At 27.2% G+C, this 16585-nt stretch carries 18 protein-coding genes; 8 read left to right on the top strand and 10 right to left on the bottom strand.

The window, feature by feature from the left end:
• Window positions 1-7 precede the first annotated feature (7 nt).
• The 5 genes from rbsD to HMPREF2782_RS05675 form a co-directional block, all read right to left on the bottom strand.
• Complete coding sequence (gene rbsD, locus HMPREF2782_RS05695; protein ID WP_004839714.1) at window positions 8-400, bottom strand: D-ribose pyranase; 393 nt, start codon at window positions 398-400, stop codon at window positions 8-10.
• Window positions 397-1290, bottom strand: a complete 894-nt coding sequence (locus HMPREF2782_RS05690; RefSeq protein WP_070641470.1) for a ribokinase — start codon at window positions 1288-1290, stop codon at window positions 397-399. Before HMPREF2782_RS05690 ends, rbsD begins: the two co-directional genes overlap by 4 nt.
• The gene (locus HMPREF2782_RS05685; RefSeq protein ID WP_070641468.1) at window positions 1290-2279 is read right to left on the bottom strand and encodes a LacI family DNA-binding transcriptional regulator; all 990 of its coding nucleotides are present in this window, start codon (window positions 2277-2279) and stop codon (window positions 1290-1292) included. The genes HMPREF2782_RS05690 and HMPREF2782_RS05685 overlap by 1 nt, the downstream gene beginning before the upstream one ends.
• 272 nt (window positions 2280-2551) lie before the next feature.
• Entirely contained in the window at window positions 2552-3925 is a 1374-nt protein-coding gene (radA, locus tag HMPREF2782_RS05680) for a DNA repair protein RadA (RefSeq protein WP_070641467.1), read from the bottom strand.
• On the bottom strand, window positions 3912-5228 hold the full coding sequence (locus HMPREF2782_RS05675) for a glutamate-cysteine ligase family protein (protein WP_070641464.1): 1317 nt from the start codon (window positions 5226-5228) through the stop codon (window positions 3912-3914). Before HMPREF2782_RS05675 ends, radA begins: the two co-directional genes overlap by 14 nt.
• Window positions 5229-5491: 263 nt before the next feature.
• Between HMPREF2782_RS05675 and HMPREF2782_RS05670 the strand changes: the two genes are divergently transcribed.
• Entirely contained in the window at window positions 5492-5938 is a 447-nt protein-coding gene (locus HMPREF2782_RS05670) for a methylated-DNA--[protein]-cysteine S-methyltransferase (RefSeq protein WP_070641462.1), read from the top strand.
• A 102-nt stretch (window positions 5939-6040) separates the two neighbouring features.
• Here HMPREF2782_RS05670 and HMPREF2782_RS05665 read toward each other — a convergent pair whose 3' ends face one another.
• Both HMPREF2782_RS05665 and HMPREF2782_RS05660 read right to left on the bottom strand, forming a co-directional pair.
• The gene (locus HMPREF2782_RS05665; RefSeq protein WP_070641461.1) at window positions 6041-7042 is read right to left on the bottom strand and encodes a Gfo/Idh/MocA family protein; all 1002 of its coding nucleotides are present in this window, start codon (window positions 7040-7042) and stop codon (window positions 6041-6043) included.
• Window positions 7043-7175: 133 nt separating this feature from the next.
• Entirely contained in the window at window positions 7176-7661 is a 486-nt protein-coding gene (locus HMPREF2782_RS05660) for a hypothetical protein (RefSeq protein ID WP_261668690.1), read from the bottom strand.
• Between the two features lie 57 nt (window positions 7662-7718).
• Between HMPREF2782_RS05660 and HMPREF2782_RS05655 the strand changes: the two genes are divergently transcribed.
• From HMPREF2782_RS05655 to HMPREF2782_RS09690, 7 genes are all read left to right on the top strand, one after another.
• Window positions 7719-8165: a hypothetical protein gene (locus HMPREF2782_RS05655; protein ID WP_070641459.1), complete on the top strand. Its 447-nt coding sequence runs from the start codon at window positions 7719-7721 to the stop codon at window positions 8163-8165.
• A gap of 911 nt (window positions 8166-9076) precedes the next feature.
• Window positions 9077-9757 carry a ZinT/AdcA family metal-binding protein gene (locus tag HMPREF2782_RS05650; RefSeq protein ID WP_070641457.1) on the top strand — a complete coding sequence of 227 codons (681 nt, stop codon included), beginning with the start codon at window positions 9077-9079 and terminating at the stop codon, window positions 9755-9757.
• 45 nt (window positions 9758-9802) lie between these two features.
• A complete protein-coding gene (locus HMPREF2782_RS05645) occupies window positions 9803-11143 on the top strand; it encodes a metal ABC transporter substrate-binding protein (protein WP_070641455.1) in 1341 nt (446 codons plus the stop codon).
• Complete coding sequence (locus HMPREF2782_RS05640; RefSeq protein WP_004839696.1) at window positions 11121-11792, top strand: metal ABC transporter ATP-binding protein; 672 nt, start codon at window positions 11121-11123, stop codon at window positions 11790-11792. Before HMPREF2782_RS05645 ends, HMPREF2782_RS05640 begins: the two co-directional genes overlap by 23 nt.
• Complete coding sequence (locus tag HMPREF2782_RS05635) at window positions 11786-12586, top strand: metal ABC transporter permease (protein ID WP_070605632.1); 801 nt, start codon at window positions 11786-11788, stop codon at window positions 12584-12586. Before HMPREF2782_RS05640 ends, HMPREF2782_RS05635 begins: the two co-directional genes overlap by 7 nt.
• A gap of 299 nt (window positions 12587-12885) precedes the next feature.
• Entirely contained in the window at window positions 12886-13674 is a 789-nt protein-coding gene (locus HMPREF2782_RS05630; RefSeq protein ID WP_070641452.1) for a hypothetical protein, read from the top strand.
• A 61-nt stretch (window positions 13675-13735) separates the two neighbouring features.
• Window positions 13736-13867 (top strand): hypothetical protein, encoded by a 132-nt coding sequence (locus tag HMPREF2782_RS09690; protein WP_261668689.1) that lies wholly within the window; start codon window positions 13736-13738, stop codon window positions 13865-13867.
• A gap of 91 nt (window positions 13868-13958) precedes the next feature.
• Here the strand turns inward: HMPREF2782_RS09690 and arsA are convergent, their stop codons facing one another.
• The 3 genes from arsA to HMPREF2782_RS05615 form a co-directional block, all read right to left on the bottom strand.
• Window positions 13959-15701 (bottom strand): arsenical pump-driving ATPase, encoded by a 1743-nt coding sequence (gene arsA / locus HMPREF2782_RS05625; RefSeq protein WP_070641449.1) that lies wholly within the window; start codon window positions 15699-15701, stop codon window positions 13959-13961.
• Between the two features lie 18 nt (window positions 15702-15719).
• Window positions 15720-16088, bottom strand: coding sequence for an arsenite efflux transporter metallochaperone ArsD (gene arsD, locus HMPREF2782_RS05620; protein ID WP_070641447.1), 369 nt, complete (start codon window positions 16086-16088; stop codon window positions 15720-15722).
• Window positions 16089-16173: 85 nt separating this feature from the next.
• Window positions 16174-16476 carry an ArsR/SmtB family transcription factor gene (locus HMPREF2782_RS05615; RefSeq protein ID WP_070641445.1) on the bottom strand — a complete coding sequence of 101 codons (303 nt, stop codon included), beginning with the start codon at window positions 16474-16476 and terminating at the stop codon, window positions 16174-16176.
• Window positions 16477-16585: the final 109 nt, after the last annotated feature.

Here is a 16585-nt window from a genome sequence, read left to right as displayed (position 1 = left end):
AATCCTCCTAAAAGATATTCTTTGACCTTAAAATTATATTTGAATAAGGTGTATTTTCTCCAGTCCTTATAACAAATTTAACGTCTTTTAATTTTTTCTTAAATTCTTCATGAGATATATATTCGCATTCAATATCTGGCAAAAGTTTTTTAATATTTTCTTCTTGACTTGGATTTTTTTCTTTGATTTCTTTTGCCAAATAATAATATTCGCAACCAAAATCACTAAGCAGAATTTCTAAAACATCTATAAACTTAGGTTCGCCAAGTTTAAGTGCTAAGTCAATCTTTTTGTCAGAATCAATTGGAAGACCACAATCTCCAACAGCTATTAGGTCTGTGTGTCCCAAATCAGAAAGTCTTTTTGAAATTTCGCTATTTAATATTCCTTTTTCTTTCATACATTCTTCCTTTCAAATTCTTTTACATCACAAAGGCTTGGAATAGATATGCTAGCCCCGCTTTTTGTTACAGAAAGAGCTGACGCTAGGCTTGCAAATTTCAAAGAATCTCTTACACTTTTTCCTTGATAAAAATATGATACGAAAAATCCTGTAAAAGTATCTCCGGCTCCTGTGCTGTCAACAGATTCAACTTTTATTCCTTCTTGTTTAATTTTTTCATTTTTATTTACAAAAATTGATCCTTTACTTCCAACAGTTACAATCAAATTTATATTTTTATAAGTTGTTGTAAAATAATCAATGCTCTTATCCACACTATTTTTATTTGCTATATTCTTTGCCTCTATTTCATTTACCAAAAGCAAATCTATTTTATTAAAATCAAATTCTTTTATCTCATCTGTTATTGGAGAGGGATTTAAAACTATTTTCATTCCCTTTTCATAGGCCTTATCTATCAAATATTTCATAGAGCTTATTTCATTTTGCAAAAGCAAAATGTCATCTTTATCAAAATTATCCAAAACTTCATCTATAAAATTTTTGTCATTATCAAAATTTGCTCCCTTGTAGAGAACTATGGAATTTTCTCCCTTATCATCTACTTGGATAATTGCATTTCCAGTTAATTTGTCAGATTTTTTTATATACTTTGTATTTATATTCTCACTTTTTAAATAATCAACAAGAAAAATACCATCATCTCCTACGCTTCCTGCGTGATATACATTTTCAAAACTTTTGCTAAGAGCAACAGATTGATTAAGTCCCTTTCCACCTGGTCTTTTTTCAATGCTTTTTGCACTTATAGTTTCTCCTGGCTTTACAATATTTTCTACTCTAAAAAATATATCAATATTTAAAGAACCAAAATTTAGTATTTTCATTATTTTTTACCTACACTTTCTCCACAAGCCACAAAAGGCTCTACCATAACTTTTTTATTATTTTTTCTTCCATTTATCAAATCATCCGCCATTTCAATAGAAGATTTTGCTATCATTTCCAAATTTTGGTCAATTGATGTTAATTTGGGACTAATCAAATTATTTAAAAATAAATTATCATAACTTATCAAAGAAATATCTCTTGGAACTTTTATTTTGTTTTCATCAAAATATTTCAAAAGTCCGTATGAAGACATATCAGCAAAAGAAAAAATAGCATCAACTTTTTTTTCTAAAAAAATTTTTCCAGCCTTGTAACCACCTTCATAAGAATAATCCCCATGAATTATATTTGAAGAATCAATATAAATATCATTATTCATAGCAGCTTTTATGGCACCAGATAATCTTCTTGAAGAATTTGCAGTAGACCTTGGACCTATTAAAAGCCCAATATTTTTAAATCCTCTATCAATTAAATATTGCATGCCCAAAAATCCACCTTTTTCATTATTACCAGTAACTATGTGAGTTTTTCTATCATCAAAATCAACTTCATCTAGAAAAATAATATTATTTTCTTTCACAAGTTCATCGTCCAAATTTTTCATATTTCTATCAACTAATAAAGTTGCGCCAATAACATTGCTAGTGATCATATTAATATATTCTCTCTTTTTAATATTTTTATTGTTAGTGTTGTGAATATACAAAAAATAAGAATATTTTTCTGCATAATAAGTAAGATTTTTAACTAACAAAGAAAAAAATGGATTGGAAATATCCGGTATAAGCGCCATAATCACATTGCTTTTTTTACTAGCAAGAGCTTTGGCAAAATTATTTGGATTATAACTAAGAGTATTTGCCGCTTTAATTACTTTTTTTCTAGTTGCATCCGATATTTTGTTGTTAGTATTATTCAAAACCATAGAAACTGTAGTAATAGATACTCCAGCAAGTTTTGCTACATCTTTAATATTTGCCATATCAACCTCATTAAAACGTTTTAATTAATTACAATATATTCTTTTCTCATATCTTTGTCAATAGATTTTTTTCAAAATATAAAAAATATGAAAATATTTAGCAAATAATTCTATAAATATCTCACAAATTATAAATTTTTTCTTTTGCTTTTTAAAATATTTTTATGCTTTAATTAAAACAAAATTATACTTTTGCACGAATTTAAAAATAAAAAATCGCACTGATAAAGTTTTTTCTTTATCAACGCGATTTGTGTAAATAATTTTAATTTTTATTTAGAAAAAACATCTGAAATTACTTCTTTTATATTTTTCATTTCTTTTATTTCTAAATTTTTGTATTCTTTTTTATCTATTGAACATTTTCCTATATAGGCTTTTTTGTAGCCTAATCTTTCTAGCTCTTTTAGTCTGGATTTTATTTGTGGAACTTTTTTAAGCTCTCCTGTTAGGCCCACTTCTGCTATAAAAACTGTTTTATTATCGACTGGTTTTTTAAAATATGATGAGGCGATTGAAATCATTATGGCAAGATTTACTGATTGTTCCCTAATTTTTAGTCCGCCTGTTGCTTTTATTATTACATTTTCGTCAAATAGATTAATTCCTGCTCTTTCTTGTAAAATTGAAATCAAAGTATTTAAGTCATCTTTTCTTAAACTATCGCCGATTCTTTGGGGATAGGGCATAAATGATTTTGAAACCAAGGATTCTATTTCAATTTCCAAAAGCCTACTGCCTTCTTTCATAACAGAAATAGCCGACCCTTCGATTCCTGAATCTCTTTCTGTAATAAAATATTCTGAAGGATTTGTAATTTCAATTAAACCTTCTTCTTGCATGGAAAATAATCCGACTTCGCCCGTTGGTCCAAATCTATTTTTTGTACTTGTCAAAAGCCTAAGGTCATCTTCGCTTTCTCCATCTAAAACTAAAACCGTATCAACCAAATGCTCCAAGGTTCTAAGCCCTGCCATTTCTCCTGATTTATTCATGTGACCAACCATAATAAAAGCTCTTTTTTTCTCAGGATTTTTTGCAAGGTCAACACACTTATTTGCACATTCAATAGTTTGGGTAGGAGAACCTTGTTTGTTATCAAATTCGTTTAGAAAAAATGTTTGAATTGAATCTAAAATTACAATATCAGCATCTTTTTTCTTTATTTCAATTTCTGCAAGATCCATTGAATTTGTTGATAAAATCCAAATATTTTTTGAAATTTCTCCAATAATTCTATCAGCTCTTGCTTTTATTTGAGATTCACTTTCTTCTCCAGAAACATACATTACATTAAAACCATCTTTCGCATAAGACGAAGACAATTGCAAAAGCAAAGTAGATTTTCCAGCTCCAGGTCTTGCCGTCAAAATTGAAACAGAATCTCTTACAAGTCCTCCGCCAATCGCCCTATCAAATTCGTCAAAAGAAGATTTTATTCTTTCAGACTCATCAAGTTTTACTTCTTTTAATAGCCTTGCCTCATTTTCAAAATCAAGGGAATTTTCTTTTGATGATGTCCTTTCGTTTTTTATAGTTTTTTCAATCAAAGTTCCCCATTTGCCACAATCTGGGCATTGGCCCGCCCAAACATTTTGAATATGACCGCAATTTTTACATTCAAAAGCTCTTTTAAGCTTTGCCATTAATCTCTCCTAAAACATAATTTACAGAAAATTTCTCGCAAGCTTTTTTTGGATCTTCCTTATAAATTTTTTCAAATTTATCTCTCAAAGTTTCCTTTTCATCAATTAATTTTTCAATACAAGAAAGATAAGTTTTTTCATTTTCATCAAGTCCGTCTTTTGCAAGAGAAATAAAATATTTTATCCATTCGCAAATAGTTTTTCCCTCATATTTTGCATCAAAGCCATGCTCTTTTGCATCCATTTTTAATTTTTGACAAGAAGCATAAGTCATATTTTTAAAATCTTCTCTCAATTTATTTAGATTTTCTTCATTATAAAATAAACCCTTGATTAAGGCTGGAAAAGAAAGATTGTATGAGTAAGGCACTGCATCAGGCATCCTAATTTCTATATATTTTTTAACCCTAACATCAGGAAAAACTATAGAAAGAGCGTGAAAAATCATCTCATCAGAAAAATCTTTATCCATTATCTTTTCAAATTTTGTATTCCCCTTATAAACATCTTGTCCATTTTCATGAACAAAAATTATATCAGTGTCTAAAATTTTTTCCGCATATTTTTCATAAGACATATCCTCATCAAAGGCAAATTCATAAACTCCTGTCCTATTTTTGTCGCAATATTCCCAAATTTCTTGGCGAAGATTTTTATTTTCATAAGGCTTTCCTTGGAAAATATAGGCATTATCATAAAGAGTGTACATAAAAGGCGAAAGAGCATTTGCCACAAAAAATTTCTTTTTAAAATCTTTTTCAGAGGAAAAATCTATGGCAGATTGAACACTTGCAGTTCCTCTCATCATATTTAAAGCATATTTTCCACCAAATTCAGTAAAATATTTTTGCATATATTTATACCTATCTTTTGGAATAATATTCAAATCCATTATTTTTGATTTTGGATGATAGCCCAAGGTTTCAAGATATTGATTTTTTTCATCAAAAATCGGAACAATTTCTCCCATGATTTTTTTATAAGACTTATCCAAATCATTTATATTTTTTTTAGCATCAATTGCAAGTTCAAATTGACCAGCAGGTTCAAGATTTACAGCAATATCTTCTTTTCTAAGACCAAGAATATATCCATCTTCCTCGTTTGTTACAGAAAAACCCATACCCTTTAAATCTTTCAAAGTACTGCCCACGCCCTTTTCTCCAAAATAATCATAAGAAAAAAGCTCATCTTTATCTATAACAAAATGCTCCATTTCTAGACCAATTTTAAAATTTTCCTTTTGGCTTTCGCCAGATTTTATATATTCAACAATTTTATCTTTTTTTTCTTGATAATTCACAACATCCTCCACTTTCTAGACATTTTACTACTTTTAATATACCCTTTTTCAAAAATAATTTTAATCATCTATATCTTTTTCAAAATATCTACTGATAAATTTGAATTTTATTCTATTAACAAATAAAATAAAGTTAATAATTTTTTATTATTTGAGAAATCTTTAAAATTTATAACTCTAAGTAATTTATTTTTAAAAATACATCAAATAGAAAGAACTACTTCACAAATTTAAATATCTCTTAAATTAAGGACAAATAAATAATGAAAGCATATTATACAAAAGATAAATTTATTTTTGAAATTGAATATAATGAAAAAATCGAAAAAATTGCTTTGGTTGATGAAGAAAAGTCTGGCGAAAAATCTTTTATTTCAGATTTTGCTTTTGAAGAAATTTCTTCATTTCTTGATGGGAATTTAAAAAAATTTTCATTTGAAATAAATCCTCAAGGGACAGATTTTCAAAAAAAAGTTTGGAGAGAAATTGAAAAAATTCCTTATGGAAAGACTATAACTTATAAGGAAATTGGCGAAAAAATAAATTCTAAGGCCTACCAAGCTATTGGCTCTGCTTGTGGTGAAAATCCAATTTTATTAAGAATTCCCTGCCACAGGGTTGTAGGAAAAAATAATTTGGGTGGATTTTTTTATGGACTTGATTTAAAAAAATATTTATTGGAGCTTGAAAAAAATAAAAAATATAAATGAATTGTAATAGAAATTTTTCTTAGGAAATTTTAATAGCTTAGGCTTTTTAAAATTTCCTAAGATTTTTTTCTTTTAATATTTCTATAATTTTTTCCAAAAAATTTACTTTGAACTTGGCTCTATCATATTGTAGCAATCTCTGATTTTCCCAGTTTTTTTCAATTTTTCAAACATTTCCAAAACATCTTTTGACTCAAAAAGTCTTTTTTCAAAAGAATTGTAATCTTTATTTTCAAAAATTTTCTTAAAATATTCAAATTCATAAAAATACAAATCTTTTTCTTTTTTTATATCAATAATTTCAAGCTTTCTATCTGAAAAACATTCAATTTTTTCTGCCTCTTGAATATTTCCCAAAACTTTTATATAGCCTTCTTCGCCTTGGATTATTATATAATTTTCACTTTTACTGTCTTTGGCATTGGTAAATGATACAGAAAAATCTCCATAAGAAATTAGACCTTGCCCTGCAATATCAACGCCGTATGGATTTATATTTCCAAAATATGAATAATCTTTTCCTTTTCCAAAAAGTTCATAAATCAAATGCAAATTATAAATTCCAAGATCTGCCAAAGCTCCTGCAGAAAATTCGCTTTTAAAAATATTTTCAACAATTCCTTCTTTATATTTATCAAATCTTGATGAATATTGGGAATAATTAATCATACAAGTAGAAATTTTTCCGATTTTTCCCAAAAGATTTTTTAAAAGCTCAAAGCTTGGCAAATATTTTATGGAAATCGCCTCAAATAAAAACAATTTTCTTTCTTTAGAAATTTTTATTAAATCATCAAGCTCTTTTGTATTGGTAAAAAATGGCTTTTCACAAATCACATTTTTATTTGCCAAAAGACACATTTTAGCCTGCTTATAATGCAAAGAATTTGGACTTGCTATATAAACAAAATCAATTTTTGGATCTTCAAGCATTTTTTTAAGATCATCAAATGATTTTTCCGCCCCAAATTTTTCTTTCAAATAATCCGCCTTTTCAATAGACCTAGAATATGCCCCATAATAATTGTATCCGTCAATTTTTACCACTGTTTTCAAAACATTTTCAACTATAAAATTTGAACCTATGCTTACAAAATTAATCATATACCCCCCTATTTTTTACCCTAATATAAAAAATAATTATAGAAATAAAATAACAAAAAATAAATAAATATATCAATGAAAGTCTTTTAAAGACTAAACTTATTGATAAATCAATAAAAAAAGATGGAAGAATTTATTTGATATAGCTTTTGCCTATATATTTATCTCCAACCATTGATTTTGGATATTCTGTAAATATAGGCTTATTATGAAATAACAAAACTATATTCTCACTTGCCAATGTAGCAAGAATTAAAATTATAATATCAAAAAAATCTTTGATACCTACTAATTTATATTTTAACAAAAAACTAAGTAGGAAAACCAACATTACTAGCACACCTGTAAGAAAAATTGTGAATAAATTTTTACTTAAAATATATGATAGAATATTATTTTTATTAAGCTTTTTCTTATCCTCAAAATAAATTTCGTCCGAAAGACAAGCCTCTCTAAAAATAAGGGAGGTCAAAATAGAAATTAAAAAATAAAATAAAAATATTGGACCTTCTCCATTTATCAACAATTTCAAAGATAGATATACCATAGCTAAAATTGTAAAAATAATAAAAATTAATTTTTCATCAAAATATTTTTTGAATGTGTCTTTAAAAAACATAAAGCCTCCCAATAAATTTCTACCCAAAATTTGGGTAGATAAATACAAGGAGGTACTATGAAATATTATTTATTGATTGGCTTATTAGTATGGATTATCTTTATCAAATCCATACAAAATAAAATAATTACTAAGACCATGTTTTTACCAATATATTATTTTATTTGCCTAGAACTTTTTTTGATTTTATTTTTGATAATTTACAAATTTTCTTTTACTTTTCTAGATTTTTCCATGATTTTTTTGATAAGTTTTGGATTTTTCTTATCCTTAAAAAGTCAAGGAGTTACAAAAAATTCTATTATTATTTTTGAAAAAATTCCTGTTTTCCCAAAATTTATAAAGTTTAAAGACATAAAAAATATAGAAACTATAGAAAATTCAAAATATCCAAAGTGTAGAATTTGGGCTTATGGAAATTTTTATGATTTTTACTTTAAAGATTACAAATATATAGTGATTTTTAAAAATATTTTTGAAAATTACATAGATCATAAACTTTAACCTAGTATATAATTAAAAATCTTAAATTTAAAGCCTAGGTAAAATAAGTTAGCATTATACAAAATATAATTCAGAGCGTAGACAAAGTAAGTTTAGTAATTTATTAGTAATTCAAAATAAAATTAGGAAAAAAACCATCTCAACTAGATAAATGGGCATTGATTTTGCACATTTATTCCTAAAACTAGTTTGATAACACAGAAAAGTTTGCAAAGCAAAGGTGTTTTAGCGTGAGTGAAACGAAGGCATGGAGAAATCCCATGAGATTTCTTCGCTCGTTCCACTAGATCAAAATAGGCAATTTTTTTACTTTGTCAACAGTCTGCATTATACAAAATATAATTTTATTTTACATAAGATATAAATATCTAATAAAATTTATAAATTTCAACTATGTAAAATAAAAAGATTAGTTCAAATTTTAAAATTTTTCTATTATTGACTCGACATTATCAATTCAAATAAAACAAATTTATGTGATCAGAATCCTTATATTTAAATGAATAATTTTTTACAACAGACATTTATTTTTACATTTTACACTAATCAGTTAATAAAAAACTTTTATAATTTTTAGTTTTAAACATAAGCTCAACATTTATTTTCATAATGATTTTACAAGTTTCATTTTTCCAAATATCAAATTTAAAATATAAGTTTTAAAGATTTAATAATAGAAAAAATTTTTATAGCTTAGATTTTAAAGTTTATCCCTATTCATATTGATTTCATTGGTTTTTTTATATTTTCGTAGAGAAGTTTCTTCATCCATTTATTTTAAATTTTTAGAAAATTTTAAATGATAATGCAAATCATTCTTGACATTTATTATTTTTATTGCTAATATTTAGTTGTCGATAGTTAATTAACTAAAAATACAAATTTATAAATTAAATAATAAGGAGAATAAAATGAAAAATAAAAAATCACTTAGTTTAGTTGCCCTTTTATCTTTGGGACTTATGTTGACAGCTTGTCAAAAGGATCCAAAAAATGATGAGCCTTCTAGTACAAATGTTTCTCAAGAAATGAAAAAAGATGATGCTTCTAATAAAAGCAATGATTCTTCTGATGCTGATAAGGAAAAATCTAGCGAAGTAAGCCTTGCTGATTGGGAAGGCGAATGGAATGATATGGGTGGATATCTTGACAAAGATGAAGTTCAAAGTGCTTTTAAAACTTTAGCTGAAAAAGAAAAAGTTGATGAAAAAGAAGCTAAAGAAAATTATTTAAAGAAAAGAAAATGTGATTTTGGTGGTCTTGAAATAAAAGATAATAAAATCAAATTCTTAAAAGATTTCCCTGATAAAAAAGGTGAAGTTATCGGTGAGAGCGAATATAAATATGTTGGAAAAGAAGAAGTTGAACATGGTGGCCATAAATTAGAATGGGATATTTTTGAAGCTGTAAATGATGATGCGCCTTATAAATTTATTCTTATGATGCCAATTCACGGAGAAGAAAGCCTAACACATTTCCACATGAGATATGGCGATGACAAAGATAAATTATTAAAAGATGAAGGTTGGTTCCCTACTTTTGTAAAACCAAACACAACTGATGCACAAATAATTGATGAAATTACTGAATAGATTATGTGGGTTGAAATTTTTCAACCCTCTTTCTAAGGAGGAAGAATGAAAAAAAGATATATAAGTTTTTTTGTTTTCTTGCTTTTTCTTTTTAGCTCTTGTGCAAACAAGAATGAACACTCTTCCGATAAACCTTTGGTTTATACTTCCTTTTATCCTGTTTATGAAATGACAAAAATGATTGGTGATGACACGATAGATGTAGAATCTTTTATGCCCCTTGATAAGCAACCTCACCTTTGGGAGCCAAGTCCTAAGGATATGAAAAAGCTAGCAAAGTGTGATCTTTTGGTTGTAAATGGTGCTAATATGGAACCTTGGCTTGATAAGGTTAAGGAAAATTTACCAAATCTTGATATTTTAAAATTATCCGATTCTGTTGATCTTATTACTTATAAGGGAGCGGCAGCTATTGGTGATTTTCAATATATGTCAAAAGTAAATTTGAAAAAAGGAAAAAATAAATTTGATTTTGGCCACACTCATGAAGATATGATGAGGGTTGCCTTTATAAAAGATGATGGTACTCGTGGAGAAAATTTGGTAAAAAAATGTAAAGATATAATGAGCCAAAAGGGAGAGCTAATTCATCAAAAAGAAACTTTCGATCTTGAAGAAGGAAAGGTTTATGGCCTTGAGATGGGACATGAATCTGGAGAAATTTTCTTCAATATTCCAAAAGATGGAGATTATATTTTTATAAGCGACAGGATAAGTGAAGATCTTCTTCCATATAATTTGGTTGGAAGTAATGGTAAATTTTTAAAAGATGAAAAAAAGGAAGAACCTTTGATGGAAGGTTCATCTTCTGGATTTGATAAAATAACTTATGATCCCCACTCATGGTTATCCATTACCAATGCAAAAAAATATTTGAATGCTATCAATGAAAAATTAACCGAAAAATATCCGAAAAATGAAAGAATTTATAGGAAAAATAAATTAAAGTATGTTGATAAACTTACTGATATTGATGCAAATTATAAGGAGAAATTTTCAAAAATTGACAAAAATAAAAGAAATTTCTTGGTAATTCATTATGCCTATGCTTATATAGCAAGAGATTTTGATTTGATTCAATATCCACTTCAAGGTCTAACAAGTTTAGAAAATCCTAGCCTTAAAACTATAAAAAAAGCCATAGACTTTTCTGAAAGCAAAAATATTTCCACAGTTTTTTATGAATATGGACAAAATCCAAAACAAGCTCAGGCTTTGGCTGAAGAAATTGGTGGAAAAATCTCTCCTCTTGCTTCTATGGAATATGTTAATAAGGAACAGGAGAAAGGTAAACTTAATTATATTGATCTTATGGAAATGAATCTTGAAAATCTCTACAAATCTATGACTGAGGAGGAAAATAATGAAAGCAGTGTCAATAAATAATTTGAATTTTTCTTATTCACAAATTCCTGTTTTAAAAAATTGCAATTTGAATGTTGATGTCGGTGAATTTACGGTAATTCTTGGTGGAAATGGTTCAGGTAAATCAACTTTAATAAAACTTATGCTTGGAGAATTAAAAAATAATAGTGGAGAAATTAAAATTCTTGGCAAAAATATTGAAGATTATGTTTCTTTTAAAGACATTGGATATGTCCCACAAATAAATATAGTAAATAAAATTGCCTTTCCTATAACTTGCCTTGAACTAGTTTCATTAAATCTTTACGAAGAATTTGGTCTTATTAAAATCCCCAAGAAAAATCATTACCAAAAAGCAAAAGATATACTAAAAAAAATGGGTATGGAAAATTATATCAACACTCCTGTAAATGAATTGTCAGGAGGTCTTGCTCAAAGGGCAATGATTTCAAAAGCTATGATAAATGATCCAAAAATTTTAATTCTTGATGAACCGACAGCAGGAGTTGATAAGTATTCTAAGGACCATTTTTTTGAAACAATAGATTTTCTTTCAAAAAAATTTAATGTAACTATAATTATGGTTACTCACGAATTAAAAGAAATGGAATCTTTAAATATTAAAATGACAAAATACGAAATGATAGAAGGGAGTTTAAAAAAATGCTAGAATTTGCTTTTATGAGAAAGGCGCTTCTTTTGGGATTTTTACTTTCTATTATGATTCCTATAATAGGAATTGTAATGGTAAATAGAAAAACTTCCATGATAGGTGATGCCCTATCTCACACAGCTCTTGCTGGAGTTGGAATGGGATTAATATTAGGTTTTGATCCTCTTTTGGGATCATCAATTGTTTGTATTGTAGCTGCCTTTTTGATAGAACTTATAAGAAAAAAACTTCCCCAATATGGAGATATGGCAACAGCAGTTATTATGAGTACTGGTTTAGGAATCGCAGCCATTCTTTCAGATTTTGCTCCAGGTGGAAATTCTTTTGAATCTTACCTTTTCGGATCAATTTCATCAGTTACAGATAGAGATATAGTAAATACAAGTATTGCCTTTATTTTGGTTTTAATATTATCAATTTCAAGATATTCATCTCTTTTAGCTATAGCGATAGATCCAAATACAGCTAGGCTTTCTGGAGTAAAAGTAAAAAGACTTGATGCATCTTTTACTCTCCTTGCAGCCATAACTATAGCCTTGTCTGTAAAAATAATTGGAGCTTTAATGGTTACAAGCTTAATAGTTTTACCAGTAGCAACAGCCTTAATTATTGCTAAAAGTTATAAACAAACATTTTTTATAACAATTACACTCGGCGTAATCTATATGATGCTTGGTATTATTCTAAGTTATCAATTCGATATAAAACCTGGTGGAGCAATTGTTGTAAATGCAATAATAGGAATGTTAATATTTGTTTTATATAAAAAGTTAAGAAAAAATAAAGTATAAAAATTGGGCTTTTACAGAATCTTATATTCTGTAAAGCCCATTTTAAATTTAAAAATTTCACTTAAATTCAATTCGATTTTATAACTTTAATAAAATTAATATTTTAAATATAGATTAAATTGATTTATAAATATTTTTTTGATAAAATACCTATATGTTGTGCGAATGTTTTCTAAAGGAGGTTTCTTATGAAAAAATTTATGAAAATAATACTCTTATCAATCATAGTTATCATAATTATTCTTTTTATTATCTCCATTATTACTTATTATTCTTTAAAATAATTACAAGGAGCTTTAATGAAAATAAAAATCAAATTATTACTTCTTATAAGTCTATTTTCTATATTTGTAGGATGTAATATCATAAAAAATGGAAAAAAATTTTCTGACGAAGAAATAAAAAAAGACGCTTTTATTATGTATAATCCTAAAAAAGAAAATGCAAAAAGCATTGAAACCTACAAGCCTTCTATGGCCGATGAGCTTTTTGAAGATACTTATGCTTACAAAATTTATGAAAAAAATAAGGAAAATCTTGGCAAAACTCGTGATATTCTTATGGAAGAATGCATCGATTACGCAAATAATTTGTATTTTATTTTTAGCTCTGACCTTGAAAAAATCAAAAAAAATAAGGGAAGTCTTAGGGCTAATTTGACTAATGAAAACGGCAAAGAATCTATCGAAAAAAGTTTATACGAAACTCAGCTTTTGGCGATTTGTGACACTTCTTCCAAACTTTATTATGCAATAAATGATTTAAAAGTTGTAAATGATTTGATGGGAAATTCTTATGATGATTTAAAAATTTATGCCAAGGATTTCATAGAAAAAAACGGAGAAAGTTTGCTTGATGACCAAATGAAAAATTTTGGTTTTGCTTATAATGATAAGGCTAAAGAAACTATAGAAAATCTTATAATTTCATATTTGGATGAATTTAAAAAAGACCTCCCTCACAAAGATGGAGATAAAACAAATATAAAAATCGAAAAAGAAGTTAAGCTCAGCATGGAAAAGCTTGAAATTTTGAAATATTTTGATGATTTAGAAAAAGCAGTAAGAAAAGTTTATAAGGCAGATTAGCTTATGATTTAATGAACAAAAAAATAATTATAATGGGTTTGATTTTGCCCTTACTTGTTTAATGCAAGGAAAATTTATTGTAGAAAATCATCTTGATGAAACTTGCTACATATTAATATTAACAAATCCAACCATAATTTCAAAAACAGGAGAAAGCGAACTTAATTCAGATTATCAAATTGGGAAGGATTAGAATGATTTTTAAAAAATAGGCTTAAAATAAATTTTTAAGCCTATTTCTATACTAAAATTTGTGTAATTAAATAATTGTCCAAATCTTTTAACTACTTTATTAAATCTTCTAAGACATCTCCACTTAATTTTTTAGGATTCCAACCAATTATAGCTAAATTTTCCTTTGTATGGTCATTTAAATAATTAATCCATTTTACTTCTTCATTTGCTTTTGATTTTAGGACTTTATTTGTTGTGTTTGAAGCATATAATGAGGAATTTATAAGCCACCATTTGCTAAAAATTCCTGCTCTTTTTAAATCTTCTTCAAGTCTTAAAGCTTCATAAACTGGAGTTGGTTCTGCAAGTGTTACTATTATAACTTCTGTTTCTTTTTCATTTTTAAGTCTTGGCAAAAGTTTTTTAGTTGATTCTGGAATATCTCCATTTGAACGCATTATTTCTTGGTTATAACTTTGGGTTGATTCTAATAATAAAAGAGTGTGGCCGGTTGGAGCTGTATCAATTACAACTATTTCCTCCTCACTTTTTTCTACAATATCTGCAAAAGCTCTAAAAACTGCTATTTCTTGTGTACAAGGTGATCTTAAATCTTCTTCTATATAAGAAAGATCATCATTTGACATAGTTTCTTTCGCCTTTTGTAAAACTTCTTTCCTATATTTTTCAAGCTCTAACTTTTCATCAATATGACTTACTGATAAATTTTCATTTTCTTTTATTGTATATTTTAAATGATCTGCTGGGTCAGTTGTTGTAAGATGAACTTTCTTTCCTTTTTTTGAAAGTCCAAGAGCTATAGCAGCTGACATAGTTGTCTTTCCTACTCCACCCTTTCCCATTGTGAATATAACTTTCTTATCATTTTTGTACAAATCATCTATTATATCTTTTAATTTTTTATCAATTTTTATTTCTTTGTCAAAAGTTTTTTCTGTATAAGTATCTTCATCAAACAAGGCCCTAAGTTTTGAAATTCCTGTTATATTATATCCTCTTAAAGGTATAAGATAATTTTGTAAATTTTTTAAATTTTCTGGCATTTTTTCTAGGTCTTCTTTTTGCTTTTCATAATAAGCCTTGGAGATTTGATCATCATATATATTTAATAATCCATTTACTAATAATATTTGATTTTTAATGCCAATGTCTTTTAATTCCTTTGAAGCCCTGTCAGCTTCTTTTAAAGGACCATCTTCTGGTCTTGTTACAAGGATTAAACTTGTTTTATATTTATCAGATAAAGTTTCTACAGCTTTTTTATACATACCTTTTTGACTTTCAAGACCTGATAGTTGTCCCAAACAAGATACACCTTGGGTATTATCTTCAATAAAATTATCCCAAGCTTGTGGAAGTTGTAACATTCTTAAAGTGTGGCCGGTTGGAGCTGTATCAAAAATAATAAAATCGTATTTATCTTCGGTTTCTTTATCTGTAATATATTTTGCAAATTCATTAAAAGCTGCAATTTCTACAGTACAAGATCCAGATAATTCTTCTTCCATTTTATTTATTACACTATCTGGAAGTTTACCAATATAGGGAGATACTATACTTTTCTTATATTCATCTGCTGCCTTAATTGGGTCTAAATTTGCAACAAACAAACCTTCTACTTCTTCAATTTTTGTAATTTCATTATCTAATTTTTCCACAAAAATATCTTGGAGGTTTGAGGCCGGATCTGTGCTTACCAATAAAACCTTAGATCCCTTGTCACATAAATTTACAGCCGTAGCACAAGCAGTTGATGTTTTTCCAACTCCTCCCTTTCCTGTAAAAAATATATATTTTCCTAATTTTATTTTATCGGGACTAAATTTTTCCATAAAATACCTTTCTAAAAGTTAGCAACAACATCCACTATCAGAAGAACATCCACAAGAACTTTCTTCTTCATTTTTTTCATCAAATTTTATAGATAAAATTTCTTCAAATTCTTCATTTGAAGGATATGCTCCACTTTTTATTATTTCATCATCAACCATTGTAAGAGGAAGAATATCTTCTCCCTTTTCGTTTAAAATTTCATTTACTTTTTTATTTTCAACAAATTCTTGAGGGGCATTGTTAAGATTAAATCTTTTTATATCTATTCCTTTTTTATCTAATTTTTCTACTAGGCTTGACATTCTTAAAAGCTCAGGGTCAACACTTACCCCACAAACTCCTGTTGAGCAACACATTGCTGGTTCATATATTCTTATTTTTTTCATGATTTTCTCCTTAAATTTTTTTGAGGAAAGTTTAATGTAAATATATATAGATACATTTAAATATTTCTATGTATTAGGCAAAAAATTATTTTTTGCAGATACAATCTAGGCTGGATTCAAATATTTTTCCCAATAAATTATAAAGTTCATCTAGACTTTCTTTGTTTACAATATAAAATACATTTTTACCTTCCTTGCGACTTTTTATTATATTCGCATCTTCAAGTTTTTTCATATCACTTGATAAGGTGGGTTGGCTTATATCAAATTTTTCTAGTATTTCACAAGCACAAAGCTCCTCGCATGATAGCATATCTACAATCTCAAGCCTTTTCGGATCACTTAGAACTTTTAATTTTTTAGAAATATTTATATATTTATTATCCATTTCTCTCCTCCTAAAATTTATTTTACCACACATATAGAAATTTTTCTATGTGTTTTTTGTTCCATTAAAAAACTGCTGTAAAATTTTTACAGCAGCTTATTTATATTTT

The sequence above is a fragment of the Anaerococcus sp. HMSC068A02 genome (genome assembly GCF_001811125.1).
Classification (GTDB): Bacteria; Bacillota; Clostridia; order Tissierellales; family Peptoniphilaceae; genus Anaerococcus; species Anaerococcus vaginalis_C.
The sequence above is the reverse complement of the archived record's forward strand: the minus strand, read 5'-3'. Positions and strand labels throughout refer to the sequence as shown.